This is a genomic window from Blastococcus sp. TF02A-26 (assembly GCF_003319125.1).
Lineage (GTDB): Bacteria > Actinomycetota > Actinomycetes > Mycobacteriales > Geodermatophilaceae > Trujillonella.
Map to the genome: position 1 here is coordinate 58,493 of NZ_QOHG01000013.1, position 25,156 is coordinate 83,648.

Annotated in this window: 22 protein-coding genes, 1 pseudogene and 1 riboswitch; of the genes and pseudogenes, 12 read left to right on the top strand and 11 right to left on the bottom strand. The window is 76.6% G+C overall.

What is annotated here, in order from left to right; all coding sequences use genetic code 11:
- Positions 1-273 precede the first annotated feature (273 nt).
- Positions 274-2,781, top strand: coding sequence for a DEAD/DEAH box helicase (locus DQ240_RS15300; RefSeq protein WP_113840484.1), 2,508 nt, complete (start codon positions 274-276; stop codon positions 2,779-2,781).
- Between the two features lie 33 nt (positions 2,782-2,814).
- Here the strand turns inward: DQ240_RS15300 and DQ240_RS24435 are convergent.
- From DQ240_RS24435 to ssd, 7 genes and pseudogenes are all read right to left on the bottom strand, one after another.
- Positions 2,815-3,153, bottom strand: a pseudogene (locus tag DQ240_RS24435) (Rv3654c family TadE-like protein); the annotation flags it as partial.
- Positions 3,150-3,533: a TadE family type IV pilus minor pilin gene (locus tag DQ240_RS15310; protein ID WP_233498741.1), complete on the bottom strand. Its 384-nt coding sequence runs from the start codon at positions 3,531-3,533 to the stop codon at positions 3,150-3,152. The pseudogene DQ240_RS24435 and the gene DQ240_RS15310, both read right to left, overlap by 4 nt.
- Before the next feature lie 2 nt (positions 3,534-3,535).
- Positions 3,536-3,796 carry a DUF4244 domain-containing protein gene (locus DQ240_RS15315; RefSeq protein ID WP_113840485.1) on the bottom strand — a complete coding sequence of 87 codons (261 nt, stop codon included), beginning with the start codon at positions 3,794-3,796 and terminating at the stop codon, positions 3,536-3,538.
- Between the two features lie 126 nt (positions 3,797-3,922).
- Positions 3,923-4,663, bottom strand: coding sequence for a type II secretion system F family protein (locus DQ240_RS15320; protein WP_233498742.1), 741 nt, complete (start codon positions 4,661-4,663; stop codon positions 3,923-3,925).
- The gene (locus DQ240_RS15325; protein ID WP_113840486.1) at positions 4,660-5,451 is read right to left on the bottom strand and encodes a type II secretion system F family protein; all 792 of its coding nucleotides are present in this window, start codon (positions 5,449-5,451) and stop codon (positions 4,660-4,662) included. The genes DQ240_RS15320 and DQ240_RS15325 overlap by 4 nt, the downstream gene beginning before the upstream one ends.
- Complete coding sequence (locus tag DQ240_RS15330) at positions 5,448-6,590, bottom strand: TadA family conjugal transfer-associated ATPase (RefSeq protein ID WP_113840487.1); 1,143 nt, start codon at positions 6,588-6,590, stop codon at positions 5,448-5,450. The genes DQ240_RS15325 and DQ240_RS15330 overlap by 4 nt, the downstream gene beginning before the upstream one ends.
- Positions 6,587-7,636: a septum site-determining protein Ssd gene (ssd, locus tag DQ240_RS15335; protein WP_233498743.1), complete on the bottom strand. Its 1,050-nt coding sequence runs from the start codon at positions 7,634-7,636 to the stop codon at positions 6,587-6,589. The genes DQ240_RS15330 and ssd overlap by 4 nt, the downstream gene beginning before the upstream one ends.
- A 159-nt stretch (positions 7,637-7,795) precedes the next feature.
- Between ssd and DQ240_RS15340 the strand changes: the two genes are divergently transcribed.
- Together DQ240_RS15340 and DQ240_RS15345 are read left to right on the top strand one after the other, a co-directional pair.
- Positions 7,796-8,641, top strand: a complete 846-nt coding sequence (locus DQ240_RS15340; protein ID WP_113840489.1) for an HAD family phosphatase — start codon at positions 7,796-7,798, stop codon at positions 8,639-8,641.
- Between the two features lie 72 nt (positions 8,642-8,713).
- Complete coding sequence (locus DQ240_RS15345; protein ID WP_113840490.1) at positions 8,714-8,995, top strand: hypothetical protein; 282 nt, start codon at positions 8,714-8,716, stop codon at positions 8,993-8,995.
- A gap of 62 nt (positions 8,996-9,057) precedes the next feature.
- Here DQ240_RS15345 and DQ240_RS15350 read toward each other — a convergent pair whose 3' ends face one another.
- Positions 9,058-9,846, bottom strand: a complete 789-nt coding sequence (locus tag DQ240_RS15350) for an oxidoreductase (protein WP_113840560.1) — start codon at positions 9,844-9,846, stop codon at positions 9,058-9,060.
- Between the two features lie 112 nt (positions 9,847-9,958).
- On the opposite strand from DQ240_RS15350, the gene DQ240_RS15355 reads away from it, so the two are divergent.
- From DQ240_RS15355 to DQ240_RS15365, 3 genes are read left to right on the top strand one after another with little or no spacing between them, the layout of a single operon-like run.
- A complete protein-coding gene (locus DQ240_RS15355) occupies positions 9,959-10,510 on the top strand; it encodes a histidine phosphatase family protein (RefSeq protein ID WP_113840491.1) in 552 nt (183 codons plus the stop codon).
- A complete protein-coding gene (cobU, locus tag DQ240_RS15360; RefSeq protein ID WP_113840492.1) occupies positions 10,507-11,028 on the top strand; it encodes a bifunctional adenosylcobinamide kinase/adenosylcobinamide-phosphate guanylyltransferase in 522 nt (173 codons plus the stop codon). The genes DQ240_RS15355 and cobU overlap by 4 nt, the downstream gene beginning before the upstream one ends.
- The gene (locus DQ240_RS15365; RefSeq protein WP_113840493.1) at positions 11,025-11,801 is read left to right on the top strand and encodes an adenosylcobinamide-GDP ribazoletransferase; all 777 of its coding nucleotides are present in this window, start codon (positions 11,025-11,027) and stop codon (positions 11,799-11,801) included. Before cobU ends, DQ240_RS15365 begins: the two co-directional genes overlap by 4 nt.
- 296 nt (positions 11,802-12,097) lie before the next feature.
- Here DQ240_RS15365 and cobN read toward each other — a convergent pair whose 3' ends face one another.
- Positions 12,098-15,727, bottom strand: coding sequence for a cobaltochelatase subunit CobN (gene cobN, locus DQ240_RS15375; protein ID WP_113840495.1), 3,630 nt, complete (start codon positions 15,725-15,727; stop codon positions 12,098-12,100).
- A 52-nt stretch (positions 15,728-15,779) separates the two neighbouring features.
- Positions 15,780-15,848, bottom strand: a riboswitch (cobalamin riboswitch).
- Between the two features lie 374 nt (positions 15,849-16,222).
- Here cobN and DQ240_RS15385 point away from each other — a divergent pair.
- The 6 genes from DQ240_RS15385 to DQ240_RS15405 are packed head-to-tail and all read left to right on the top strand — an operon-like array spanning position 16,223 to position 24,089.
- The gene (locus DQ240_RS15385) at positions 16,223-17,722 is read left to right on the top strand and encodes an aspartate aminotransferase family protein (protein WP_304550499.1); all 1,500 of its coding nucleotides are present in this window, start codon (positions 16,223-16,225) and stop codon (positions 17,720-17,722) included.
- Entirely contained in the window at positions 17,719-19,026 is a 1,308-nt protein-coding gene (locus tag DQ240_RS15390) for a lysine N(6)-hydroxylase/L-ornithine N(5)-oxygenase family protein (RefSeq protein WP_113840496.1), read from the top strand. The genes DQ240_RS15385 and DQ240_RS15390 overlap by 4 nt, the downstream gene beginning before the upstream one ends.
- Entirely contained in the window at positions 19,023-19,601 is a 579-nt protein-coding gene (locus DQ240_RS23650; protein ID WP_199589336.1) for a GNAT family N-acetyltransferase, read from the top strand. Before DQ240_RS15390 ends, DQ240_RS23650 begins: the two co-directional genes overlap by 4 nt.
- Entirely contained in the window at positions 19,598-21,388 is a 1,791-nt protein-coding gene (locus DQ240_RS15395) for an IucA/IucC family siderophore biosynthesis protein (protein ID WP_233498744.1), read from the top strand. Before DQ240_RS23650 ends, DQ240_RS15395 begins: the two co-directional genes overlap by 4 nt.
- A complete protein-coding gene (locus DQ240_RS15400) occupies positions 21,385-23,499 on the top strand; it encodes a penicillin acylase family protein (protein ID WP_113840497.1) in 2,115 nt (704 codons plus the stop codon). The genes DQ240_RS15395 and DQ240_RS15400 overlap by 4 nt, the downstream gene beginning before the upstream one ends.
- Complete coding sequence (locus tag DQ240_RS15405; RefSeq protein ID WP_113840498.1) at positions 23,481-24,089, top strand: GNAT family N-acetyltransferase; 609 nt, start codon at positions 23,481-23,483, stop codon at positions 24,087-24,089. The genes DQ240_RS15400 and DQ240_RS15405 overlap by 19 nt, the downstream gene beginning before the upstream one ends.
- Here the strand turns inward: DQ240_RS15405 and DQ240_RS15410 are convergent.
- Together DQ240_RS15410 and DQ240_RS15415 are read right to left on the bottom strand one after the other, a co-directional pair.
- The gene (locus DQ240_RS15410) at positions 24,086-24,469 is read right to left on the bottom strand and encodes a hypothetical protein (RefSeq protein WP_113840499.1); all 384 of its coding nucleotides are present in this window, start codon (positions 24,467-24,469) and stop codon (positions 24,086-24,088) included. The two genes, DQ240_RS15405 and DQ240_RS15410, sit on opposite strands and share 4 nt — an antisense overlap.
- Positions 24,470-24,498: 29 nt before the next feature.
- Complete coding sequence (locus DQ240_RS15415; protein WP_113840500.1) at positions 24,499-25,128, bottom strand: TetR/AcrR family transcriptional regulator; 630 nt, start codon at positions 25,126-25,128, stop codon at positions 24,499-24,501.
- Positions 25,129-25,156: the final 28 nt, after the last annotated feature.

The window sequence follows — 25,156 nt, forward strand, 5'->3', positions numbered from 1 at the left end:
GAGGTTCCTCCCAGCGGTCAGCGACTGCCGGGACACACGCGCCCCGGTCGGCGGAGGTCTCGTCCGTCGGCGGGTCTCACCGGGCCGGACGCCGCGCGAGTGTAAGCCAGATCACACCGGCTTCCGGTAGTCCCTGCAGCGAGACCGTTACGGACCGGGGCCGCCACGGGTTGCCGACAGGTGTGACAGTGGTGAGGTGACCGAGCTTGCGAGGTCGCCCGAGGGCACAGCACCGCCGGGCGCGCGAACGCCGAGCGCCGGCGAGGAGGGCGCGTGACGGCGCTCCACCCGGTCCGGCCGGCTCCCCCTCCCGGCACGGACGCCGGCTCCGAGGGGCGTGCCCGACCCACCGGGGTCCTGCCCGGCGCCGAGCTGCTCGACGACCTCCTGGCGGCCACGCCGGAGGAGGAGCACCCGGTCACCCACGTGCACCGGATGCCGGTCCGGGAGAGCAGCACGCTGCCCTGGCCGGCCTGGGTGGCCGCGGACCTGCGCGCTCGCCTGGAGGAGCAGGGTGTCACGGCGCCCTACCGGCACCAGGTCGAGGCCGCGCAGCTGGCGCACGACGGCACGTCGGTGGTCGTGGCGACCGGCACCGCCTCGGGGAAGTCGCTGGCCTACCAGCTGCCGGCGCTCAGCCGCCTGGCCGAGGACGACCGGGCCTGCGTTCTGTACCTGGCGCCGACGAAGGCGCTGGCGCGTGACCAGCTGGCCTCGGTGGCCGCGCTGGCGGGCCCCTCGGTCCGGCCGGCGGCCTACGACGGCGACACCGCGATGGAGGAGCGCGACTGGGTGCGCCGTCACTCGCGGTGGATCGTGACCAACCCCGACATGCTCCACCGCGGGATCCTGCCGGCCCACCAGAAGTGGTCCTCCACGCTGCGGCGGGTGGCCTACGTCGTCGTCGACGAGTGCCACGCCTACCGGGGGGTCTTCGGGTCGCACGTCGGCCACGTGCTGCGCCGGCTGCGCCGGATCTGCCGTCGCTACGGCGCCGAGCCGGTGTTCGTGCTCGCGTCGGCGACGGTCAGCGACCCGGCCGGAGCGGCCGGCCGGCTGGTCGGCGCCCCCGTGGTGGCCGTGACCGAGGACGGCTCACCACGGCCGGGCGCCACGTTCGCGCTGTGGGAGCCGCCGCTGACCGAGCGGCTCGGTGAGCACGGCGCCCCGCTGCGCCGGTCGGCGGCCCACGACGCGGCGTCCCTGCTGGCCGACCTGGTGGAGCGGGAGGCCCGGACGCTGGCGTTCGTCCGGTCGCGGCGCAGCGCCGAGTCGGTCGCCGACCAGGCCCGGCGGGTGCTCGTCGAGCGGGGCCGCGCGGACCTGGCCGCTCGGGTCGACTCCTACCGGGGCGGCTACCTGCCCGAGGAGCGCCGCGAGCTGGAGCGCGCCCTCTCCTCCGGCGAGCTCCTCGGGGTGGCCACCACCAACGCCCTCGAGCTCGGCATCGACATCGCCGGGCTGGACGCGGTCGTCCTCGCCGGCTACCCGGGCACCCTGGCCTCGCTGTGGCAGCAGGCGGGACGCGCCGGCCGGGCGCAGCGCGAGTCGCTGGTGGTGTTCGTCGCGCGCGACGACCCGCTGGACCACTACCTGGCCCACCACCCCCGCGCGGTCTTCGGCCGGCCGGTGGAGGCGACCGTGACCGACCCGAGCAACCCCTACGTGCTCGGTCCCCAGCTGTGCTGCGCGGCGGCCGAGCTGCCGCTCGTGCCGGCCGACCTCGCCGAGTTCGGCGGCCCGGCCGCGGAGGCCCGGATCGAGGAGCTCGTCGCCGAGGGGCTGCTCCGGCGGCGACCGACCGGCTGGTACTGGGCCGGGCGCGGCCGTCCGGACGTGGACATCCGCGGGGACGGCCACGCCCCGGTGGCGATCATCGAGGGCGCGACCGGCCGGCTCCTCGGCACCGTCGACGGTGGCGCCGCGCACTCCACGGTCCACACCGGCGCGCTGTACGTGCACCGCGGCGAGACCTTCGTCGTCGACGAGTACGACGTCGAGGAGGCCATCGCGGTCGTGCACCCGGAGTCGCCGGAGTGGACCACCGTGGCCCGGGACGTCACCGACCTCTCCGTGGTCGACGTCGACCGCTCCCGCCGGCTGCGGACGGTCACCGCGCACACCGGCGTCGTGGACGTGGTGAACCAGGTCGTGGCCTACCAGCGCCGCCGGCAGGGCACCGGCGAGGTCCTCGCCGAGTTCCCGCTGGACCTGCCGGCCCGCCAGCTGCGCACCCGCGCGGTCTGGGTGACGCTCGACGAGCGGGCGGTCGCCCGGGCGGAGGTGGACGACGCGACGCTGCCCGGCGCCCTGCACGCCGCCGAGCACGCGGCGATCGGCATCCTGCCGCTGCTGGCGACCTGCGACCGCTGGGACCTCGGGGGGCTCTCGACCGCCCTGCACCCGGACACGGGCGTCGCGACGATCTTCGTCTACGACGGCCACCCCGGCGGCGCCGGTTTCGCCGAGCGGGGGTTCGCCGCGCTGCGCCGGTGGCTGCAGGCCACCCGCGCGACCATCGCCAGCTGCGAGTGCGAGAGCGGCTGCCCCTCCTGCGTGCAGTCGCCCAAGTGCGGCAACGGCAACGACCCGCTGGACAAGGCCGGCGCCGTTCGGGTGCTCGACGTCGTCCTCGACGAGCTGGCCGCCGCCGACGAGCGGACCGGGCCAGCGCGCGACGACGACCTGCTCGACGACGGGGCCGACGACGACCCGGTCGTGGAGGCCGCCACCGTCGCTCCGCCCGCCGCCGACGTCCGCGAGGACGACCTCGTCTTCTGAGGGACCGACCTCGGGTTCGACCGGGCCCGCCCGGGCCCGTGCGACGGCCTGCCGGGTGCCCAGCGGCCCCAGGTGCACCGACACCTCGACGGTGACCGCCACGACGGCGCCGTCGCCGACGGCGCAGCTGCGCAGGGTGGCGCCGTTGGCCTGCGCCACCTCGCCGGCGACGGCACAGGCTCCCGGGTCGCCCACCACCGCCCGGCCCGCGCCGGCGAGCGCCGCCAGGTCGGCGGCGGCCGTCGCCCGGTGCCGGGCGGTGACCGCGGCGCCCACCAGGACGGCGGCCACGCCGATCGCCGCCAGCACGCCGCTGAGCGCGACGGCCCACACGGTGGCCGAGCCCCGCTCGCGGTCCGCCCGGCCCGTCATCCGGCGGTCTCCGGCACCGCCCCCGGCTCCAGCTCGGCCACCGCAGTGGCGCTGACCCGCACGGTGAACGGCACCGGTCCGAGCGGTGGGACCACCGCGGTGACGGTCACCCGCACCCGGTCGCCCTCCACCACCACCGCGGTCGTGGCCCCCTCGGGCGCGGCCCGGCCGACGACCGCCCGCACGGCGGCGACGTCGTCGCCCCGCGCCGCCGCCCGCGCCCCCTCGCGAGCCGCGTCCACGCACCGCAGGTGCGCGCCCACGACCACGACGGCGGAGACCGCGGCGGCCAGCACCAGGAGCAGGACCGGGAGCACCACCGCGGTCTCGGCGGTGACCATCCCGGCCTCGCCGCGGAGGCGGCGGTACGGCGTGGGCACGGTCAGGACAGCGTGGCCAGGGCGGTCGCGACCAGGTCGGTGAGCGCGGTGACGATCGACCCACCGGTCACCACCTTGTAGAGCACCGCGGCGAACGCGCAGGCGGCGATCGTGCCGACCGCGTACTCCGCGGTGCTCATGCCCGCCTCCGGCTCCGCGACGAGCTGCGCCCAGCGGCGGCGCAGGCCCGCGGGCGGCTCCGTCGCGTCCGCCGCCTCCGTCTCCTCGGTTCGGATCGGATCGGTCTCCTCGTGCGTCCCCATGGCTCCTCCTCGCGTCAGCGGCCCACCGTCGGGGCCCGGCACCGCGACCCTTCCGGCGAGCCGGGCCCGGATGGGCGGGCCGGCGCACTCTGTGGAGGACCGCGGTCCCTGTGGACGCAGGGCTGCTCACGGCAGGACCTCGCCGGCGATCCCGAGCACCACGGGGGCGATCCCGAGGCAGACGAAGGCCGGGAGGAAGCAGGCGCCGAGCGGGGCGAGCACCCAGACCCCCGCGGAGCGCACGCGGGCCTCCGTGGTGGCCCGCAGCGCGACGCGGGAGTCCGCGGCGAGGGCCCGCAGCGCCGCGATGACGGTGGACCCCGACTCCCCGGCGCGGGACACGACCCGTCCGAGACCGGCGACCGGCGGGGTCACGCTCGTCCACGCCGCGGCGGCCTCCGACCCCAGCCGGTAGCGGCCGGCGACCACCGCGAGCTCGGCCGCCAGCGGACCGTGCAGCGCACCGGCCACGGCCGCGAGCGCCCCGCCGACCGGCAGGCCGGCCGCGAGGCAGACCGCGAGCAGGTCGCAGGCCACGGGGAACTCGTCCTCGGTCGCCATCCGGTCGCGGCGGGCGTCCGCGCCGTCCGCTCGGCGCAGCGCCCGGTCGGAGCCGACCCCGACGACCGCGCCGGCGACCACGCCCGCGACGCCGCCGAGGAGCAGCACCGTGCCGCAGACGGCGGCTGCGGTCAGCAGCGCACGGGTCCCCGGGCCCCGCGTCCGGCCGCGCGGGTCCTCGGACCGGGCCGGTGCCCGCGCGCGGACGAGCGCGCGGACCCGGTCGCTGCCGACCGGCGCGGACCACACCAGCAGCGCCGCCGCGCCGGCGGCCAGCACGACCGGGAGGGAGCCCGCGGTGCTCACGGCGTCACCCGCGCGACCAGGCGGGCGGTCCAGGCCAGCCCGGCCGCCTCCAGCGCCACCCCCAGGACCAGCAGGACCTGACCGGTGCCGGTCGTGGTCAGCACCCGCCACGGATCCGCGCCGATCCCGCCGCCCATGAGGAGGGCGAGCACCGGCAGTCCCGCCAGCAGCGCGGCGCTGGCCCGTGGACCGGCCAGGGCCGAGCGCAGCTCCAGCCGGTGTCGCCGGCGGGCGCGCAGGTCGTCCTCCACGGCACCGACCACGGCGGACAGCGAGCAGCCGGTCCGGACGCTGAGCCGGGCGGCGGCGGCCACCCGGGCCACCGCCGCGTCCCAGGCCCCGGCGTCGCGATCCGGCGCCGGGAACGAGGCGGGCGCCCGGACCGCCCGGAGCAGCGCCTCCGCCACGGCTCCGTCCCCGCACGCGGCGCCGGCGGCCGCTGCTGCGTCCTCGAGCGGCCGCCCGCTACGCAGCTCCGCGGCCAGCGCACCGAGCGCCTCCGTGAGGCCGGCGACGCGTTCCTCCTCGACCCTCGCGCGACCCCGTCGTCGCCGCCCCAGCACCGCGGCGGCCGCTCCCGCCGCGGCCAGTCCGGCGACCACCGGGGTGCTCAGCGCCGCGCCCGCGAGCGCCGCCAGCACCGCCGCCGTCGCGGGCAGCGGCACGGCGTCGGTGCACGACGCCGACCGGCGGATCGGCGGCAGCCGGACCACGGGACGCCGGGCCGGCCACGACAGCACCGCGGCGGCGAGGAGGAGGACGGCCGGAGCCACCGCCCGGGCGGTCACCGGACGCCACCGCCGAGCAGGTCGTCGAGCCGGTCCCGGCCCGGGCACCGAGCGCCATCCGCCCGCCAGGCCGGCTCGACCACGATCAGTTCCCCGGCCCGGCGGAACACCCCGAGCTCCGCCACCCGGCGCACGCCGGCCCGGCGCCGCAGGTGGACGACGACCGCCAGCGCGGCGGCGGCCTGGCTGTGCACCGCCACCCGGTCGAGCCCGGCCGCCACGCCCAGCGCCTCCAGGCGGGCCGGCACCTCCGTCGGCCGGTTCGCGTGCAGCGTGCCGCAGCCTCCGTCGTGGCCGGTGTTCAGCGCCGCGAGCAGATCGGTCACCTCCGCGCCCCGGACCTCGCCGACGACCAGCCGGTCCGGCCGCATGCGCAGCGCCTGGCGGACGAGGTCCCGCAGCTCCACCGCCCCGACGCCCTCCACGTTGGCCGCGCGGGTGACCAGCCCGACCACGTGCGGGTGGTCCGGCGCGAGTTCCGGCGCGTCCTCGCAGACCACGATCCGCTCCGCCGGGTCGACGATCCCCAGCAGCGCCGAGAGCAGCGTCGTCTTGCCCGAGCCGGTGCCCCCGGTGACCAGGAACGCCGACCGCGCGGCCACGACCGCCCGCAGGAGGTCGGCCGACTCCCCCGGGAGAGTCCCGCGGTCGACCAGGTCGTCCAGTCCCAGGGAACAGCGGCGGAGCACCCGCAGGGACAGGCAGGTGCCCCGCGCCGAGACGGGGAAGAGGACGGCGTGCAGGCGGGTGCCGTCGGGCAGCACGGCGTCCACCCACGGCGCGGCGTCGTCGAGCCGGCGCCCGGCCGCCGCGGCCAGCCGGACCGCGAGCCGCCGCACCGCGTCGTCGTCGGGAAACCGCACCGCGACGCGCTCCAGGCCGCGACCGCGGTCGACCCACACGTCGTCGGGGCCGTTGACGAGGACGTCACTGGTGCCCGGTTCCCGCAGCAGGTCCTCCAGCGGTCCGGCACCGGCGAGCTCGTCGACCGCGGCACGCACCGCCGAGAGGACGCTGACGTCACCGGTCAGGCCGCCGGCCTCCTCCCGCACGAGGGCCGCCACCGCCGACCGGGTGGGCGGCTCGGGGACCGTGGCCAGACGGGCCCGCACCCGCTCCACCAGCGGCGCGCCGGTCACGGCACCGCTCCTGACCGGGACAGTGCCCCGAGCACGGCGCGGGCAGCGGCTCCGGCCGGGGACCGCGCACCGACCGGTGGCGGCTCGCCGCGTTCCCCGCGCACCGTCGCCGACCGGTCGTGCGCGAGCTCGGCCAGCACCGGCCGGCCGACCACGTCGGCCACCTCGTCGGGGGCCAGGCCACCGGGGACGCGGCGGACCACGAGCCGCGCCGAGCTCCAGGGTGAGCTCTCCGGGCCGTCCACCAGCACGCGGGCAGCACAGGCCGCGCGGACCCTGGCCGGCACGACGAGCACCGCCAGGTCGGCCTCGGCGAGCACCGCCTCCGCGACGCCGTCGGCCGGCAGCGGCCCGCGGGGCAGGTCGACGACGACGGGCCAGCCACCGGCGCGTCCGGCGTCCACCACCGCGGCCACGGCCTCCGGGCACGGCGCGACGGCCGCGGACCGTGACGCGGCGAGGACCCCGACCCCGGCGACGGTCGGCAGCGCCGCCATCACCGCCTCCCCGGAGACCCGGCCGCGGAGCCCGTCCAGGTCGGGCCAGCGCAGCCCCTCGGCGTTCTCCACCCCCAGCAGGAGGTCCAGGCCGCCGCCCCACGGGTCGCCGTCCACCAGCAGCGATCCCCCGCGCCCGGCGGCGACGAGGGCGACCGCCGTGGCGAGGGTGCTGGCGCCCGCTCCCCCGCACGCTCCACCCACGACCACGAGGGACCCGCGCTCGACGGGCTCGCGCAGCGCCGCGCCCGCCCGCCCGAGCACCCAGGACTCGTCGGCCGGCAGCACCGCCACCCGCTCGGCGCCCAGTTCCACGGCCGCGGCCCAGCCCGCGGGTGGCAGGTCGGCCCGGGCGACGACCACGACGCCGGGCCGTCTCGGGAGCGCGCGGACCGGAGCCGAGCCCAGCGCGTCCGCGCCGAGCAGCACCAGCGGCGCCTCGCGGTGCGCCCGCCGCAGCGCCGGACCGGCGGTCGCCACCTCCGGCTCGACGCCGGCGGCCGCCAGCAACCGGAGGGTCTCGTCGAGGAGCTCGTCGTCGGCGCTCACGAGCAGGGGTCGGACCGGGTGTGGAGAGGACACCCGGCCAGCTCAGGGCGGAGTCGGCGGGGACGCGAGAGTCCCGTGGGATCTGTGGATGACCCGAACGGGTGTGGACACCGGGATGGCGCGGGTCACACCCGGGGCCTCCCCTTACAGTCGTGAACCGTGACCCGCGCAGCGGCGTTCTTCGACCTGGACAAGACGATCATCGCCAAGTCCAGCACCCTCGCCTTCGGGCGGCCCTTCTTCGAGGGCGGGCTGATCAACCGCCGCACCGTGCTGAAGGGCGCCTACGCGCAGTTCGTCTTCTCCCTCGCCGGCGCCGACGCCGACCAGATGGAGCGGATGCGTGCGCAGATCACCCGGATGTGCACCGGGTGGGACGTCGCGACCGTGCACGACATCGTCCGCGAGACGCTGCACGAGATCGTGGACCCGCTGGTCTACGCCGAGGCCGCCGATCTGATCGAGGCGCACCGGGCCGCCGGCCGGGAGATCGTCATCGTCTCCAGCAGCGGTGCGGAGATGGTGGAGCCGATCGGCGAGATGCTCGGGGCCGACCGGGTCGTGGCGACCCGGATGGTGACCGTGGACGGCCGCTACACCGGCGAGATCGACTTCTACGCCTACGCGGAGAACAAGGCGGTCGCGATGCGGGAGGTCGCCGCCGAGAGCGGCTACGACCTGGCCGACTGCTTCGCCTACAGCGACTCGGTCACCGACCTGCCCATGCTCGCGGCCGTGGGGCACCCGACCGCGGTCAACCCCGACCGGGGCCTGCGCAAGGCCGCCGCCGAGCGCGGCTGGCCGGTGCTGGAGTTCAGCCGTCCGGTGTCGATCCGCTCCCGCTTCGGGCCGACGGCTCCGGTCGTCACCGGTGCCGCGATGGGTGTGGGCGCGGCGGTCGTCGGGCTCGCCTGGTACGCCCGGCGTCGTGCGCTGCGGGAGGCGGCCGGGCCGCCGACCACCCCGGCGCCACTGCCCGGTCGACGCCGCCGCCGGGGCGCCTGACCACTCGCGCGTCCCTGCTCGCCCGGCGGGTCACCACCCCCGGCGGGGCGCGCTGCGCCATCCTCGGGGACCGTGCTGACGGTCCCACTCGCCTGGACGACGGTGCTCGCGGCCGCCGTCGCGGCGGCGCTGTTCGGGCAGACCGCCCGCACCGGGATCCACCCGCGGGGACCACGGCGGACGACGCTGCGCACCCGCGTGGGGCTCGCCGTCTCGATGTCCGGGCCGTGGCTGGTGCTGCTGGCCGGGATCGGTACGGGCGCGGCGACCGGGGCGTGGACGGCGGCGGCGGCCGGGACGTTCGCCGCGGTGGTCGCCGTCGCCCTCACCGGGCTGGCGCTCGCACCCCGCTGAGCACCCGGCACCGCCCCGCTGAGCGCCCGGCCGCGCCGCACCGCTCAGCCACGCAGCAGTGCTCAGCCGCGCAGGATCGCCTCCGCGACCGCGAGACCCTCCAGGGCGCCGTGCTCGGTGGCCCGGCAGCAGTGCACCAGCCAGCCGGCCAGCCCCTCGGGCCCCCCGGTGGCGTAGCCGGCCAGTGCGGTGGCGTAGGCGTCGGCGCCCAGCTCCGCGAAGCCCATCTCCGGGACGGAGACGGCCTTGGGGTCCAGCCCCCGGACGATGCCGGTCAGGCGGCCCGCCGCCCGGGCGACCACGCCGTCGGCGCTGCCGAAGGGGGCGAGCGCGGCCAGCTCGCCGTGCACCAGGCCCGCCACGAGGACGGCGGGGACCGTGCTCGTGCCGGTCACCACGGTGAACAGCGACGTCAACCGCGGGCCCGCGTGCGGTCGGGGCCGGCCCAGCTCCGCCCGGTCGACGAGGTCCGCGGCGGCGAGCGCGTGCAGCCGGGCGAGCACCTGCCCGGGCGCCCGCGACCAGGTGTCCACCAGCGAGCCCAGCGCCAGCGAGGCCCGCAGCGCCCCCTGCACCACGGGGTCGTCGACCTGACCGGCCCGCAGGTCGACCAGCGGGACGTCGACCCCCTCCAGCGCCGCCGAGGCGCGGGCGCCGCGCAGCGCGGACTCGGCACTGACCTCGGCCGACCGGTTGCGCATGAGCCGGTGGCGCAGCAGCCGGTCGATCGCCGCCCGGGCGCTCTCCGCGGCATCACGGACGCCCGGCAGCTCCAGCAGCGGGGCCAGCGGATCGGGCGCGGCGGAGCGCGATGCGGCGGCAGGAGCCCCGGGACGGAGGGGGATGGTCACGCCCACGACGGTACGAGGGGTGACCGCGTCCCCGGCCGGCCGGGCCGTCGGGTTGCTCCCGAGCCGCCCCGCGGGAGGCCGGCGCGCCGGGGCGTCCTAGGCTCCGCAGGCCATGTCGCGTCCGCTCACCCTCCTGCTGGTCCGTCACGGGCAGAGCGAGTGGAACGCCGCCGGCCTGCTGCAGGGCCAGACCGCCGACGTCCCGCTCACCGAGCTCGGTCACGCCCAGGCCGCGCGGGCTGCCCGCGAGCTGGCCGGGCTGCGGCCCGGTGCGCTCATCTCCAGCGACCTCCGCCGCGCCGTGCAGACCGCCGAGCACTGCGTGCGCGCGACCGGCCTCGCGGTGAGCACCACCCCGGCGCTGCGCGAGCAGGGGTACGGCGTGCTGGAGGGCCGGCCCTCGCGCGAGCTGTGGGACGTCGTCGACTGGACCGATCCGCACTGGGCGGCCGAGGGCGGCGAGAGCCTGGCCGAGCTCCACGGTCGGGTCGCGGCCTTCCTCGAGCACCTGTGCGCCGAGCCGCCCGCCGACGTCGTGGGGCTGGTGACGCACGGGGACACCATCCGGGCGGCTCAGGCCGTCGCCGGCGGGCTGGGGCCGGACGCGATGCCGGCCGTCACGCCGCACAACGGGACCGTCACGCGCCTGGAGATCTGCCGGTGAGCCGCGTCCTGGTGCTGGGCGGCTCCCGGTCGGGGAAGTCGGCCCACGCGGAGTCCCTCGTCGCCGGGCACGACGACGTCGTCTACCTGGCCGCCTCCGCCCCGGTCACCGGCGACGCCGAGTGGGCCGCGCGGATCGAGACCCACCGCGCCCGCCGGCCCGCCGCGTGGACGACGCTGGAGACCACGGCGCCCAGCGACCTGCTGCGCCGCGGCACGGTGCTCGTCGACAGCGTGACCACCTGGGTCGCCGCGCTGATGGACGAGACCGGCGTCTGGAGCGACGAGCCGGGCGCCGCCGACCGGCTCGTCGACCGCTGCGACGCCCTGGTGAACGCCTGGGCGATGACACCCGCCCACGTCGTCGCGGTCAGCGACGAGGTCGGCCTGGGCGTGGTCCCGGAGACCCGGGCCGGCCGGCTGTTCCGCGACACCCTGGGCACGGTCAACCAGCGGCTGGCCGGCACCGCCGACGAGGTGTGGTTCGTCGTCGCCGGGCTGCCCCAGCGGCTGCGGTGACGCCGCCCCGCCCGCGCTGGGCCGGTCCGTTCGAGTCCGCGGCCCTGCTCACGGTGCTGCGGGTCCCGGCGGCGGCCACCACCTCCGCCCGCGGCGTCCTGCCGTGGGCGCCACTCGTCGGGCTCGTGCTCGGCGGGCCGGCCGCCGGGATCGGCGCGGCCGGCGCGCACCTGGTGTCGCCGCTGACCGGCGCGGTGCTCGCCGTCGCCCTGCTCGCCGCGCTCACCCGGGGGCTGCACCTGGACGGGCTGGCCGACACCGCCGACGGCCTGGGCCCGCTGCGCGGCCGCGAGCGTGCGCTGAAGGTGATGAAGCAGGGCGACGTCGGCCCGTTCGGCGTCCTCACCCTGGTGCTGACGCTGCTCCTGCAGGTCGCGACGGCGGCGGCGCTGCTGGCCGTCGACGGCGGGTGGGTCGCGGTGTGGACGGCGGTGGTGGTCGCCCGTCTGGCGATGACCCGCACCGGGCTGCCGGGGGTGCCCACCGCGGAGGGCTCCTCGCTCGGCCGGGCGGTGGCCGGCACGGTGTCCGTGCCGTGGCTGACCGGGTGGTTCGTCGTCGCCACCGCGCTGGCCGGGGGCGGAGGCTGGCTCGCCGGTGGGGCGGACCGCGCGTGGCAGCTCCCGGTCGCGGTCGTGGGAGGACTGCTCGCCGCGGAGCTGCTGCGCGTCCGGGCCACCGCGCGGCTGGGCGGGGTGAACGGGGACGTGATGGGTGCGACCGGCGAGGTGGCGGCGACCGTCGTCCTGCTGGTCGCCGCCTGCCTCACCTAGACGTCCTCAGCGGCGGCGGAGGAGCCCGCTCACCAGTCCGCCGAGGCCGCCCGCGGGTGCGGGTGCCGCCGCGCGACCCCGGCCCATCCTGCGGCCGGCGCTCATGCCGGTCGAGCGGCCCATGCCCCGCGTGGGGCGTGCCCCGGCGCGGCCGCCCCGGGCGGCTCCGCGCGCAGCGCTCTCTGCAGTGCCCATCAGTCGGTTCAGGATGCTCATGACCCACCTGTACCCAGCCGGTCCGGAGGTGCCCACGGAACCGCCCGGTCCCGGCGTGGCGTCACACCGGGTGACCGGGCTCAGGCCGGTGCCCCCTGCTGGGCGGGGGTCTCCCCGCCCTCCAGGTCGCCCTCGGTGTCCAGGTAGGCCTGCTGGAGCTCGGCCAGCAGCGCCGGGTCCGGCGACGCCCACATCCCGCGGTCGACCGCCTCCAGCAGCCGCTCGGCGATCCCGTGCAGCGCCCAGGGGTTGGACTGCTCGAAGAACTCCCGCTGCTCGGGGTCCAGCACGTACGTCTGGGTGAGCTTCTCGTACATCCAGTCGTCGACGACGCCGGTCGTGGCGTCGTAGCCGAACAGGTAGTCCACGGTCGCCGCCAGCTCGAACGCGCCCTTGTAGCCGTGCCGGCGCATGGCCGCGAGCCACTTCGGGTTGACCACGCGGGCGCGGAAGACGCGGGCGGTCTCCTCCCCCAGCGACCGGGTGCGCACCGACTCCGGCCGGGTGGAGTCACCGATGTAGGCCCGCGGCGCCGACCCGGTCAGCGCGCGGACCGTGGCGACCATCCCGCCGTGGTACTGGAAGTAGTCGTCGGAGTCGGCGATGTCGTGCTCGCGGGTGTCCACGTTCTTCGCCGCCACCGCGATCCGCCGGTAGGCCGCCTCCATGTCCGGCCGCGCCTGCACGCCGTCCAGGTCGCGGCCGTAGGCGTAGCCGCCCCACACCGCGTAGACCTCGGCGAGGTCGGCGTCCCCGCGCCAGTTCCGGCTGTCGATCAGCGACAGCAGGCCGGCGCCGTAGGCGCCCGGCTTCGACCCGAACACCCGGGTGGTCGCCCGCCGGCGGTCCCCGTGCGTCGCCAGGTCGGCCTCGACGTGGGCCTTCACGTGGTTCTGCTCGTCGGACTCCTCGGACAGCCCCGCCACCAGCGTCACCGCGTCGTCCAGCATCGTCACGACGTGCGGGAAGGCGTCCCGGAAGAAGCCGCTGATCCGCACCGTGACGTCGATCCGGGGCCGGCCCAGCTCGTCCAGCGGGATCGGCTCCAGGCCGGTGACCCGGCGGGAGGCGTCGTCCCAGACGGGGCGGACGCCGAGCAGCGCGAGCACCTCCGCGACGTCGTCACCGGAGGTCCGCATGGCCGAGGTCCCCCACACCGACAGGCCCACCGACCGCGGGTACTCCCCCGTGTCGGCCAGGTACCGCGCGACCAGCGACTCGGCCATCGCCTGGCCGGTCTCCCACGCCAGGCGGGAGGGCACCGCCCGCGGGTCGACCGAGTAGAAGTTGCGCCCGGTCGGGAGCACGTTGACCAGCCCGCGCAGCGGCGAGCCCGAGGGCCCGGCCGGCACGTAGCCGCCGTCGAGGGCGTGCAGGGTGGCGTCGAGCTCGTCGGTGGTGCGGGCCAGCCGCGGCACGACCTCGTCGACGGCGAAGCGCAGCACCGCGGCCACCGCGTCGTCGTCCCGGCCGAGCACGTCGCGCACCACGGAGGAGACGGCGTCAGAGGTCCAGCCGGCCGACTCCATGCCCGTGACCAGCCCGGAGGCGAGCTCCTCGACCGCGTCGGTGGCGCGCAGGCCGGCGGAGCCGTCCTCGGTGAGGCCGAGCGCCTCGCGCAGGCCCGGCAGCGCGACGGAGCCGCCCCAGATCTGCCGGGCGCGCAGCATCGCCAGCACCAGCCCGACCCGGTCGTCCCCGACCGGCGGCGAGCCGAGCACGTGCAGCCCGTCGCGGATCTGGGAGTCCTTGATCTCGCAGAGCCACCCGTCGACGTGCAGGATCATCTCGTCGAAGTGCTCGTCGGCCGGGCGCTCGTTCAGCCCCAGGTCCGAGTCGAGCTTGGCCGCCTGCAGCAGCGTCCAGATCTGCGCCCGGACGGCGGGGAGCTTCGCCGGGTCCATCGCCGCGACGTTGGCGTGCTCGTCGAGCAGCTGCTCCAGCCGCGCGATGTCGCCGTAGGAGTCGGCCCGGGCCATCGGCGGCACCATGTGGTCGACCAGCGTGGCGTGCGCGCGGCGCTTGGCCTGCGAGCCCTCGCCCGGGTCGTTGACCAGGAACGGGTAGATCAGCGGCAGGTCGCCGATCGCGGCGTCGGGCGCGCAGGAGGCCGACAGTCCGACGGTCTTGCCCGGCAGCCACTCCATGTTGCCGTGCTTGCCGACGTGCACCAGCGCGTGCGCGCCGAACACCGAGCGCAGCCACCAGTACGCCGCCAGGTAGTGGTGCGAGGGCGGCAGGTCGGGGTCGTGGTAGATCGCGATGGGGTTCTCACCGAAGCCGCGCGGCGGCTGGACCATCACGACGACGTTGCCGGCCCGGAGGGCTGCGAAGACGATGGCCGGGCCATCGGGTCCGGAGTCGTCCACGAACAGCGAGCCCGGCGGCTGCCCCCAGTGCTCGACCATCGCGTCGCGCAGGTCGTCGGGCAGCGTCTCGAAGAAGGCGCGGTACTCCGCGGCGGCGATCCGCACCGGCTGGCCGGACAGCTGCTCCGACGTCAGCCAGTCGGCGTCCTGCCCGCCGGCGGCGATGAGCGCGTGCACGAGCGCGTCGCCGTCGAGGTCCGCCACACCCGGCAGCGCGCCCGGGCCGGAGAACGGGCCGATGTCGTAGCCCGCGCCGGACATCGCCGCGAGCAGCCGCACCACCGACGCCGGGGTGTCCAGGCCGACGGCGTTGCCGATCCGCGAGTGCTTGGTCGGGTAGGCGCTCAGCATCACGACGATGCGCCGCTCGGCCGGCGGCGTGTGCCGCAGCCGCGCGTGGGCGACCGCGGTGCCGGCGACCCGCGCCGCCCGCTCGGGGTCGGCGACGTAGCTGGTCAGGCCGTCGGCGTCGGTCTCCTTGAACGAGAACGGCACGCTGATCAGCCGGCCGTCGAACTCGGGGATCGCGACCTGGTTGCCCACGTCGAGCGGGGAGAGCCCGTCGTCGTCGGCCAGCCAGTCCGCGCGCGAGCGGGTCAGGCAGAGACCCTGGATCACCGGGACGTCGAGCGAGGCCAGCTGGCCGACGTCCCAGGCGCCGTCGTCCCCACCGGCCTGCGCGGTGGCCGGGCGGGCGCCGCCGGCGGCCAGCACGGTCACGACCATCGCGTCGGCGCCGCGCAGCGTCTCCAGCAGGCCCTCGTCGATCGACCGGAGGCTGGAGGTGAAGACCGGCAGCGCCGAGCCGCCGGCCGCCTCGATCGCGGTGCACAGGTCCTCGACGAAGCCGGTGTTCCCGGAGAGGTGGTGCGCGCGGTAGTAGAGGACGGCGATGCGGGGCCCCTCACCGGTGGACTCCCGCTCCAGCAGCCCCCAGTCCGGCGCGACCGACGGCGGCTCGAAGCCCTCACCGGTCAGCAGGACCGTGTCCGACAGGAACCGGTGCAGCTGCACGAGGTTGTCCGGGCCGCCCTGCGCGAGGTAGCCGTGCGCCTCGGTGGCCACGCCCATCGGGACGGTGGAGAGCTCCATCAGCTCCGCGTCGGGCACCTGCTCGCCACCGAGGACGACGACCGGCGCCGGCCCGGCGAGCAGCGGCGCGAGCATCTCCTCGTACTGCCGGCGGACGCCGAGGATCCGGACGACGACGAGCTCGGCGCCCTCGACCAGCGCGGCCACGCCGTCGTCGCCGAGGCGGACCGGGTTGCCCAGCCGCCACGCGGCGCCGCTGGCCCGGGCCGACAGCAGGTCGGTGTCGCTGGTGGAGAGCAGGACGAACACGCGCGCTTCCTCACTCGGGGTCCGCGCCCCGGGTCGTCGGTACGGCAGCACCGAGTGTCTGGCTGCGCCCCGGTCGGGGCTCACAGTGGCGGGACCGCGCCGGGTTCTCACCGGCTTCCTCGGGTGCACTGCCGCGGTGCGGCGACGGTACCCGGCGGGCGTGCCGTTCCTGGTCGGCGGACACAGGCTGCCAGTCGCCGACCCGGTCGGCGACCGGCTCCAGGGGCTACTGCCAGATCCGAGCCTGGGTGACCGCGTCGAGGCTCGCGGTGATCTCGTCGGCGACCAGGTAGCGGGGCCGGGCGAGCAGCGCGCGGGCCGGGTCCACCCGCTGCAGCTCGCCGGCGCTGATCTCGTGCGGACGGCGGTCCGGCCAGGCCGGCGCGACGAGCCGGGGGTCCAGGGGGGCGATCCAGACCCCTGGTCCGGCGTCCGGACCGCTGTGTAGTGTCCGGCCCGAGTTAGGTGAGGCTTACCTAGATAAGGGGTACCTGAGTGTCGGAGCAGCCACCCACGACGCACCTGTTCTCGGGCGCGACGGTCGACCACTACGCCGCCGTCGTGACCTCGACGCTGGGGGCCCTCGCCGACCGCGTCCGGGTGGTCCGCCGGCCCCGCTCGGGGGCTCCGCAGCAGGACCTCGAGGAGCTCGTCGCGAGCGTCGACCTCGACGCGCCGCTGGGTGACACCTTCTCCGCGGTCAAGGAGACCTCCCGCCTCTACCTCGAGCACGCGGTGTGGTTCCACGAGCCCGGCTACGTGGCCCACCTGAACTGCCCGGTCGCCATCCCCGCGCTGGCCGCCGACCTGCTCGCCTCCGCGGTCAACACCTCGGTCGACACCTACGACCAGTCGACGACCGCCACGCTCATGGAGCGCCGGCTGATCGCCTGGACCGCCGGGCGGGCGGGCCTGGGCCCCGGCGCGGACGGCGTCTTCACCAGCGGCGGCACCCAGTCGAACCTGCAGGCCCTGCTCCTCGCCCGGGACGAGACCCTCGCCCGCCTGCCCGGCGGCGCCCTGCCCGAGGGCGCGCGGTTGCGCATCCTCGCCAGCGGCCAGGCCCACTTCAGCGTCACCAAGTCCGCCCGCCTGCTCGGGCTCGGCGCCGACGCGGTCGTCGCGGTCCCCACCGACGCCGGCGACCGGATGGACCCGGCGGCCCTGCGCACGACCGCCGCGGCGGTGCGGGCGGCCGGCGACGTCGTCATGGCGGTGGTCGCCACCGCCGGCACCACCGACCTGGGCCGCATCGACCCACTTCCGGCGATCGCCGACGTCTGCGCCGACCACGGCGCCTGGATGCACGTCGACGCCGCGTACGGCGGCGCGCTGCTGGTCTCCCGCCGCCGCCGGCACCTGCTCGACGGCATCGAGCGCGCCGATTCGGTGACCGTCGACTTCCACAAGGGTTTCTTCCAGCCGGTGGCGTGCTCGGCGGTGCTGGTCCGCGACGGCGCGACGCTGCGGCACGTCACCCACCACGCCGCCTACCTGAACCCGCGCGGTGAGCGGGCGCCGAACCAGGTCGACCGCAGCCTGCAGACCACCCGCCGGTTCGACGCCCTGAAGCTGTGGGTGACCCTGCGGGCGATGGGCGCCGACGCCATCGGCGACTCCTTCGACGCCTGCCTGGACCTGGCCACGCAGGTGCACGCGGACCTGCTCGCCGACCCGCGGTTCGAGGTGCACAGCGCGCCGACGCTGAGCACGGTCCTCTTCCGCTACCGCCCGGTCGGCCCGGACGGCCGGCTCGACCCGGCCGCCGCCGACCGGCTGGTCGCCGCGATCCGCGAGCGGCTGTTCGAGGAGGGCGAGGCGATCGTCGCCCGCACCGTCGTCGACGGCCGCCCGTGGCTGAAGTTCACGCTGCTCAACCCGGCCAGCACCCTTGACGATGTCCGCACCGTCGTGGACCTCGTCCGGGAGGTCGGCGACGACCTGCTCGGCGTCCCCGCCGCGCCGGTCCGCGCCCGCGAGGAGGTGCTGGCGTGACCGTGCACGACCTCATCGGCGTCGGCATCGGGCCGTTCAACCTCGGCCTCGCCGCGCTCAGCGCCCCGGTGCCGGAGATCGACGGGCTCTTCCTCGACGAGCACGAGGAGTTCTCCTGGCACCCCGGGATGCTCATCGAGGGAACCACGCTGCAGGTCCCGTTCCTCGCCGACCTGGTGACCATGGCCGACCCGACCTCGCCGTACTCCTACCTGGCCTACCTCAAGGCGACCGGCCGGCTCTACCCCTTCTACATCCGCGAGGACTTCCACCCGCTGCGGGCGGAGTACGACGCCTACTGCCGGTGGGTGGCCGAGCGCGTCCCCGGGCTGCGGTGGGGGCGCCGCGTCGAGCGGGTCGAGCACGACGGCGACGCGTACGTCGTGCACGCCCGGAACGTGCGCACCGGCGAGGTCGAGCTGCACCGCGGGCGGCGACTCGCCCTCGGGGTGGGGACGGCGCCGTGGCGGCCCGAGCCGCTGCGGGACCTGCCGGGCCCGGCCTGGCACGCCGCGGAGTACCTCCAGCACAAGGAGGAGCTGCAGACGCTCGGGCACGTGACCGTCGTCGGCAGCGGGCAGAGCGCGGCGGAGGTCTACCTGGACCTGCTGACCGAGGCCGACCGGCTGGGCTACCGCGTCGACTGGGTGACCCGGTCGCCGCGGTTCTTCCCGATGGAGGTCACCAAGCTGACCCTGGAGATGACCTCCCCCGAGTACGCCCGCTACCACCACGGCCTGCCGATGGCCCGGCGCGACGCCCTGGCCCGCGAGCAGCGGCACCTCTACAAGGGCATCAGCGCCGACCTCGTCGACGCCATCTACGACACGCTCTACCGCACCGGACGGCGCGGCGAGGTGCCGACGTCGCTGCTGACCGGCGTGGACGTCGTCGGCGCCGAGTGGGACGTCGACCGCCGCGAGTACGCGCTGCGGCTGCACCACGCCGAGTCCGACCGCACCGGCACGAGGACGTCGCGCGGGCTGGTGCTGGCCACCGGCTACCGCGCCCGGGTACCGGAGTTCCTGGAGCCGGTCCGCGACCGCATCCGGTGGGACGCCCGCGGCCGCTACGACGTCGCCCTCGACCACTCGGTCGACGGAACCGGCCGGGAGGTCTTCGTGCAGAACGCCGAGGAGCACACCCACAGCCTCATCGCGCCGGACCTCGGTATGGGCGCCTACCGCAACTCGGTGATCCTCAACGCGATCTGCGGCCGCGAGGTCTACGCCGTCGAGGAGCACATCGCCTACCAGGAGTTCGGCCTCGCCGAGAGCGAGATCCCGGTGGGGGCGGCCCGATGACCGCCGTCGTCCCCTGGACCGGCCGCACCCGGGTCGGGGCGGTCACGCTGGAGCCGCTGGACGTCGACCGCGACCTGGACCTGCTGCACGCGTGGGTCACCCACCCCCGCTCGGCGTACTGGCTCATGCAGGGCGCCTCGCCGGCCGGCGTGCGCGACGCCTACGCGGCGATCACCGCCGATCCGCACCACGACGCGTGGCTCGGCCGGGTGGACGGCGTCCCGACGTTCCTCGCCGAGACCTACGACCCGCGCCTGCGCGAGCTCACCGGGAGATGGCCGGCCGAGGAGGGGGACGTCGGGATGCACGTGCTCGTCGCACCGCCCGCCGCCGATCCCGTCCCCGGGCTCACCTCCGCCGTCTTCGCGGCGGTCGTGCGGTTCTGCCTGGACCTGCCCGGGGTGCGCCGCGTCGTCGTGGAGCCCGACGCGCGCAACGCGGCGATCCGGGCGAAGAACCGGGCGGCCGGCTTCGTCGAGCACGGCCCGCTGGACCTCGGGCACAAGACGGCGATGCTGAGCACCTGCACGCCCGAGGCCTTCGCGGCGAGCCAGCTCGCCGGGGTGCTGTCGTGACCGCCGTCGCGGAGCGGTCGGGTATCGGCGCCGACCACCTGGAGCCGGCGGCGATGGACCGGGCGCACCGGCACGTCGTCACCAAGGCGCTGTCGGAGTTCGCCCACGAGCGCCTCGTCGCGCCGGTTCGCACCGACGGTCCGGACGGACGCACGTGGTGGTCGCTGACCACCGCGCCCGGCACCGTCTACCGGTTCGCCGCGCGGGTGCTGCCGCTGGAGCACTGGGACGTCGACCCGGCCTCGGTCACCCGCACCGTCGACGGCGCCGACGCACCGCTGGACGCCCTCGCGCTCGTCGACGAGCTGCAGGCCGACCTCGGCATCCCCGACCCCCTGCTCGGCACCTACCTCGAGGAGGTCAGCGCCACGCTGGCCGGCGCGGCCTGGAAGCTGCACCACCGCCGCGCCGACGCCCGGGAGCTGGCCCGCGCCGACCTGCAGACCGTCGAGCGGTCGATGACCGAGGGGCACCCCGCCTTCGTCGCCAACAACGGCCGGATCGGCTTCGGGCTGACCGACTGCACGGCCTACGCCCCCGAGGCGGGGACGCCGGTGCGGCTGGTCTGGGTGGCGGCCCGACGGGCGCTCACCCACCTGGCGCTGGGCGCCGGCGTCGACGAGGCGGGGCTCTACACCGGCCAGCTCGGCCCGGAGCTGCTGGACCGGTTCGCCGGCCGGCTGCGGTCGCTGGGGCTCGACCCGGACGACTACCGCTACCTGCCGGTGCACCCCTGGCAGTGGGAGCACCGGCTGGCGGTCACCTTCGCCGCGGACCTCGGCCGGCGCGATCTCGTGCCGGTGGGGACCAGCGAGGACCGCTACCAGGCCCAGCAGTCGATCCGCACGTTCTTCGACCTGGACCGCCCCGACCGGCACTACGTGAAGGTCGCCCTGGCGATCCAGAACATGGGCTTCCTGCGCGGCCTCTCGCCGGCCTACATGCGCAGCACGCCGGCGATCAACGACTGGGTGGCCGGGGTGGTCGCCGGCGACCCGGACCTGGGCGGCTTCGGGATCCTCCGCGAGCTGGCCTCGATCGGGTACACCGGCGACGCCTACCACCGGATGGCCGCGCGCGGGGTGCGCTCCCCCTACCAGCGGATGGTCGCCGCGCTGTGGCGGGAGAGCCCGGTGCCGGGCCTGGCGGCCGACGAGCGGGCCATGACCATGGCCGCCCTGCTGCACCGCGACGCCGAGGGCCGGTCGCTGGTCGGCGGGCTGATCGCCGACTCCGGTCTCGAGCCACGGGCCTGGCTGCGCACCTATCTCGACGCCTACCTGCGGCCGGTGCTGCACTGCCTGCTCGCGCACGACCTCGCGTTCATGCCGCACGGCGAGAACGTGATCCTCGTGCTGCGCGACTCCGTGCCCCACCGTGTCCTCATGAAGGACATCGGCGAGGAGGTCGCCGTCTTCGGGGACCGGCCGCTGCCGGCCGACGTCGAGCGGGTCCGCGTGGACCTGCCCGACGACGTGCGGCTGCTGTCGGTGTTCACCGACGTCTTCGACGGGTTCCTCCGCTACCTGGCCACGGTGCTGGACACCGACGGGCTGCTCTCGGCCGAGGAGGTCTGGGGCGTCGTCGCCGAGTGCCTGCTGGGCCACCGCGAGGCGCACCCCGACCTGCACCGGCGGTTCGACCTGTTCACCCCGGAGTTCGCGCACTCCTGCCTGAACCGGCTGCAGCTGCGCAACACCCTGCAGATGGTCGACCTCGCCGACCAGGCCTCCTCCCTGCAGTACGCCGGCACCCTGGCCAACCCGGTCGCGCGGTACCGACCGTGACGACAACCCGCGACGCCTGGGGCGTGCCGACGGTCCGGGCGGGGTCGCTCGACGACCTCGCCCGGGAGCAGGGCCGCGTCACCGCGGTGGACCGGGCCTGGCAGCTCGAGGTGGAGCGGTGGCGCAGCGAGGCGACGCTGGCCGCGCACGTCGGCGCGAGCGAGATCGAGTGGGACGCCTTCGCCGCCCGCGCCCGGCTGGACGACACCGCCCGCCGTTGCTTCGAGGCGTTGGACCCGGCGACGCAGCGGTGGATCACCGCCTACGTCGACGGGGTGCGCGACGGGCTGGCCGAGGGCGCGGCCCGCTCCCCGGAGCTGCGGGCGCTCGGCTTCCCGACCGGCGGGCACGGCGAGTGGCGGCCCTGGACCCCGCTGGGCGTCTTCGGTGTCCACCACGTCCTCTTCGGCTCGATCGGCTCGAAGGTCTGGCGCGGGCACCTGGTGCGGTCCTTCGGCCCCGGGCTGGGCCGGGAGCTGGCCGGGGCGCTGGGCCTCGGTCCCCCCGACGGCAGCAACGCCGTCGCGGTGACCGGCTCGCGGACGGCGTCCGGGCTGCCGCTGGTGGCCGGGGACCCGCACCGGCTGCTGGAGCGACCCGGCATCTACCAGCAGGTGCGCCTGGTGGCCTCCGACGACGACGTCGACGTGGTGGGGCTGGCCTTCCCCGGCGTCCCGGGAGTGGCCCACTTCGGGCACACGGGCACGGTCGCCTGGGCGGTCACCAACGCGATGGCCGAGTACCAGGACCTCTACCGCGAGCGGCTGCGCCGCGACGGCGACCGGGTGTGGGCACTGGGCCCCGACGGCGAGGAACCGGTCGAGGTCGCGACGGTGGAGCTGGCCGTCCGCGACGCGGAGCCGGTGTACGTCGAGACCCTCGAGACCGCGCGCGGCCCGGTCGTCGTCCCCTCGTGGGAGGGAGCCGGCGGCGAGCCGGAGGCGCTCAGCCTGCGCGCGCCCAGCCGGGTCGACGCCGCGCTGGGCTTCGAGGCGCTGCCGCAGCTGCTGCGGGCCCGGACGGCGGCCGACGTCGAGGCCGCACTCGGGTCGTGGGTCGAGCCGGTGAACAGCTACCTGATCGCCGACACCACCGGGGACGTGCGCCAGCTGGTCGCCGGCCGGGTGCCCGACCGCGCCGTCGCCAACCGCTGGTACCCGGTGCCGGCCTGGGAGCAGGCGTACGCCTGGCGCGGCACGTGCCCGATGCCCGCCGGCCTGCGGGTGACCGACGACGCCCCCTGGGACGGCGTCGCGGTGACGGCCAACGACGAGCGCCCCGACACGGCGGCGTTCGGCTCCGTCTTCGCCCGGCCGCACCGCGCGGCCCGTATCCGCGCCCTCGTCGGGGACCGCACCGGCCTGACGCCGGACGAGCTGGTCGCGGTCCTCCTCGACACCGCCACCCCCGCCACGGGGCTGCTCGACCTGCTGGCCCGCACCGACGGGCCCGCGGCCGGCACCCCGGCCGCCGACCTGCGCGCCGAGGCGCTGGACTGGGACGGGCGGATGGACGCGACCTCCGTCGGCGCCGGGGCCTTCGCCGCCTGGCGATCCGCGCTGGTGCGCCGGCTGCTCGGCCTGCCGCTGCTCGCCCCGCTGCACCGGCCGGCGGGCGTCCCCGGGGTCCTGGCGCCGTGGCTGTCCCCCGCCGAGCGGGTCGGGACGTCGCTGGAGCGACTGCTCGCCGTCCTCCCCGGTTCCGGCGTGGACGTCGGCGCGCTCGTCCGCGAGGCGCTGGTGGACGCCGCCAGCGACCCGGCGCCGGAGTGGGGCGCGACCCACCGGCTGCACACCGTGCACTCCCTCGACGGCACGCCGTGGCAGGACGCCGTCGTCCGCCCCGCCGACGGCACCCCGCTGGACGGCGACACCGACTGCGTGCAGGCCACGGTGTCCCTGCCCGCCCTGACCGACCTCTGCCTGCGCGGCCCGGTGGCCCGCTACGTGTGGGACCTCTCCGACCGCGCCGCCGGCCGGTGGGTGGTCCCGCTCGGCGCCGACGGCGCGCCGGGGCCGCACGCCGAGGACCAGACGCCGCTGTGGGCCACCGGCTCGTTCGTCCCCGTCCCCCCGACCTCCGAGGAGCCGCCATGTCCGACACCCGCCTGACCGACGCCCGCCTGACGGAGGGGACCCACCCGTTCGGCGACGGCCGCTCGATGGACCTGCGCGTGCTCGACCCGGCCGGCGACGCCCCGCTCGTGCACTCCTGGGTGAGAGAGGAGCGCTCCCGCTTCTGGGGGATGACCGACCACAGCGAGGAGCAGGTGCGCGACATCTACGCGTTCGTCGACTCCCTCGACACCCACCACGCCTACCTGGTGTCGGTCGACGGGGCGCCGGTCGCGCTGCTGCAGACCTACCAGCCGGCCGAGGACCCGGTCGCCGAGGTCTACGAGGTGCAGCCCGGCGACCTCGGCATCCACCTGCTCATGGGGCCGGCCGCGGCCCGCGAGGAGGGGTTCACCGACCGCCTGGTGGCCGCCCTCGGTGCGGTCGTGCTGCTCGACCCGGGGGTCCGCCGGGTCGTCGTGGAGCCCGACGCGGGCAACGAGCGGGCCGGCAGCCGCGTCCGCCGCACCGGGTTCGAGCTGGGCCCGCAGGTCGACCTCGGCGAGAAGCGCGCCCAGCTGGCGTTCCTCGACCGGGCGACCCTCGAGGCGGTCGCCGCCAGCGTGGTGGCGACGCCCACCCGCTAGCGACCGGCCAGCGCCGCGTCGACGGCCGCCCGGAACGCGGCGTACTGCGCCGCACCCCGGCGCGGCGGTCCGGGCGGCCGCGGCACCACCCGCGGCTGCTGCACCACCTCGTGCGGCGCGAACTGCTCGCTGGTCAGGTCGACCTCGCGGCCGTCGGGCAGCCGGTTCCACCAGTGCACGCCCTGCCGGGAGCCGTCCGGGTGCAGCACCTCGGCCAGCAGCAGGTCCCCGCCCAGCAGGTCCTGGACGGTGAGCGCGGTGACCCCGCACTGACCGCGTGCCGGGTTGCCCGGCGTCCAGTCGGCCAGGTCCACCTCGTCGCAGGTCTCGCGCGACCACGCCGCCCGGACGGCGGCGGTCACGGTGGCGAGGGTGTGCACGCGCGGAGCATGCCCGCACCCTCCGACGCTCAGCGCAGCAGCAGCCGGTCGACGGCGTCGGCGAACCACTCCCCGTACTGCTGCCCGGTCCACCCCCGCTCCCGGATCAGCCGGTCGGGGGTCTCGATGCCGAACACCGCCCACCAGGTCTCGGCCGCCGTGTCGACGTCGAGGTCCGGGCGCAGCCACGGCGCCAGCATCTGCACCATCGCCCGGCTGTCGGCGTAGCGACGGGACTCGTAGTCGACCCACGCCGCACGGACCTCGGGATCGGCCGCGGCGGCCGCCTCGAACATCCGGAGCATCGGTGTCACCGCCGGGCCGCGGTCGGCGGCGATGTCCCGGAGGGCTGCGAGCTTGCCCGCCTTGTCGGGCGCCTCGGCCAGCCGCACGAACAGGTCCCGCGCCAGGAGCGGGGCCTCCTCGTCGTCCCCCACCATCGCGCGGTCCACGCACGCCAGCAGCAGCGCCGCCTTGCCGCCCTGGGCGAAGACGGTCGGGACCGAGACCCCGGCGGCGGCGGCGACGTCCTTCATGGTCGTCGCCGCGTAGCCGTCGGCGAGGAAGCAGCGTCCGGCCGCGTCGAGCACGGCGGCGCGCGTCCGCCGGGCCTGCTCCGCCCGCAAGGACGAGCGGTAGACCCTCTTGCCCTCCGACACGGTTCGACCTTACCGTGCCGCTATTCGT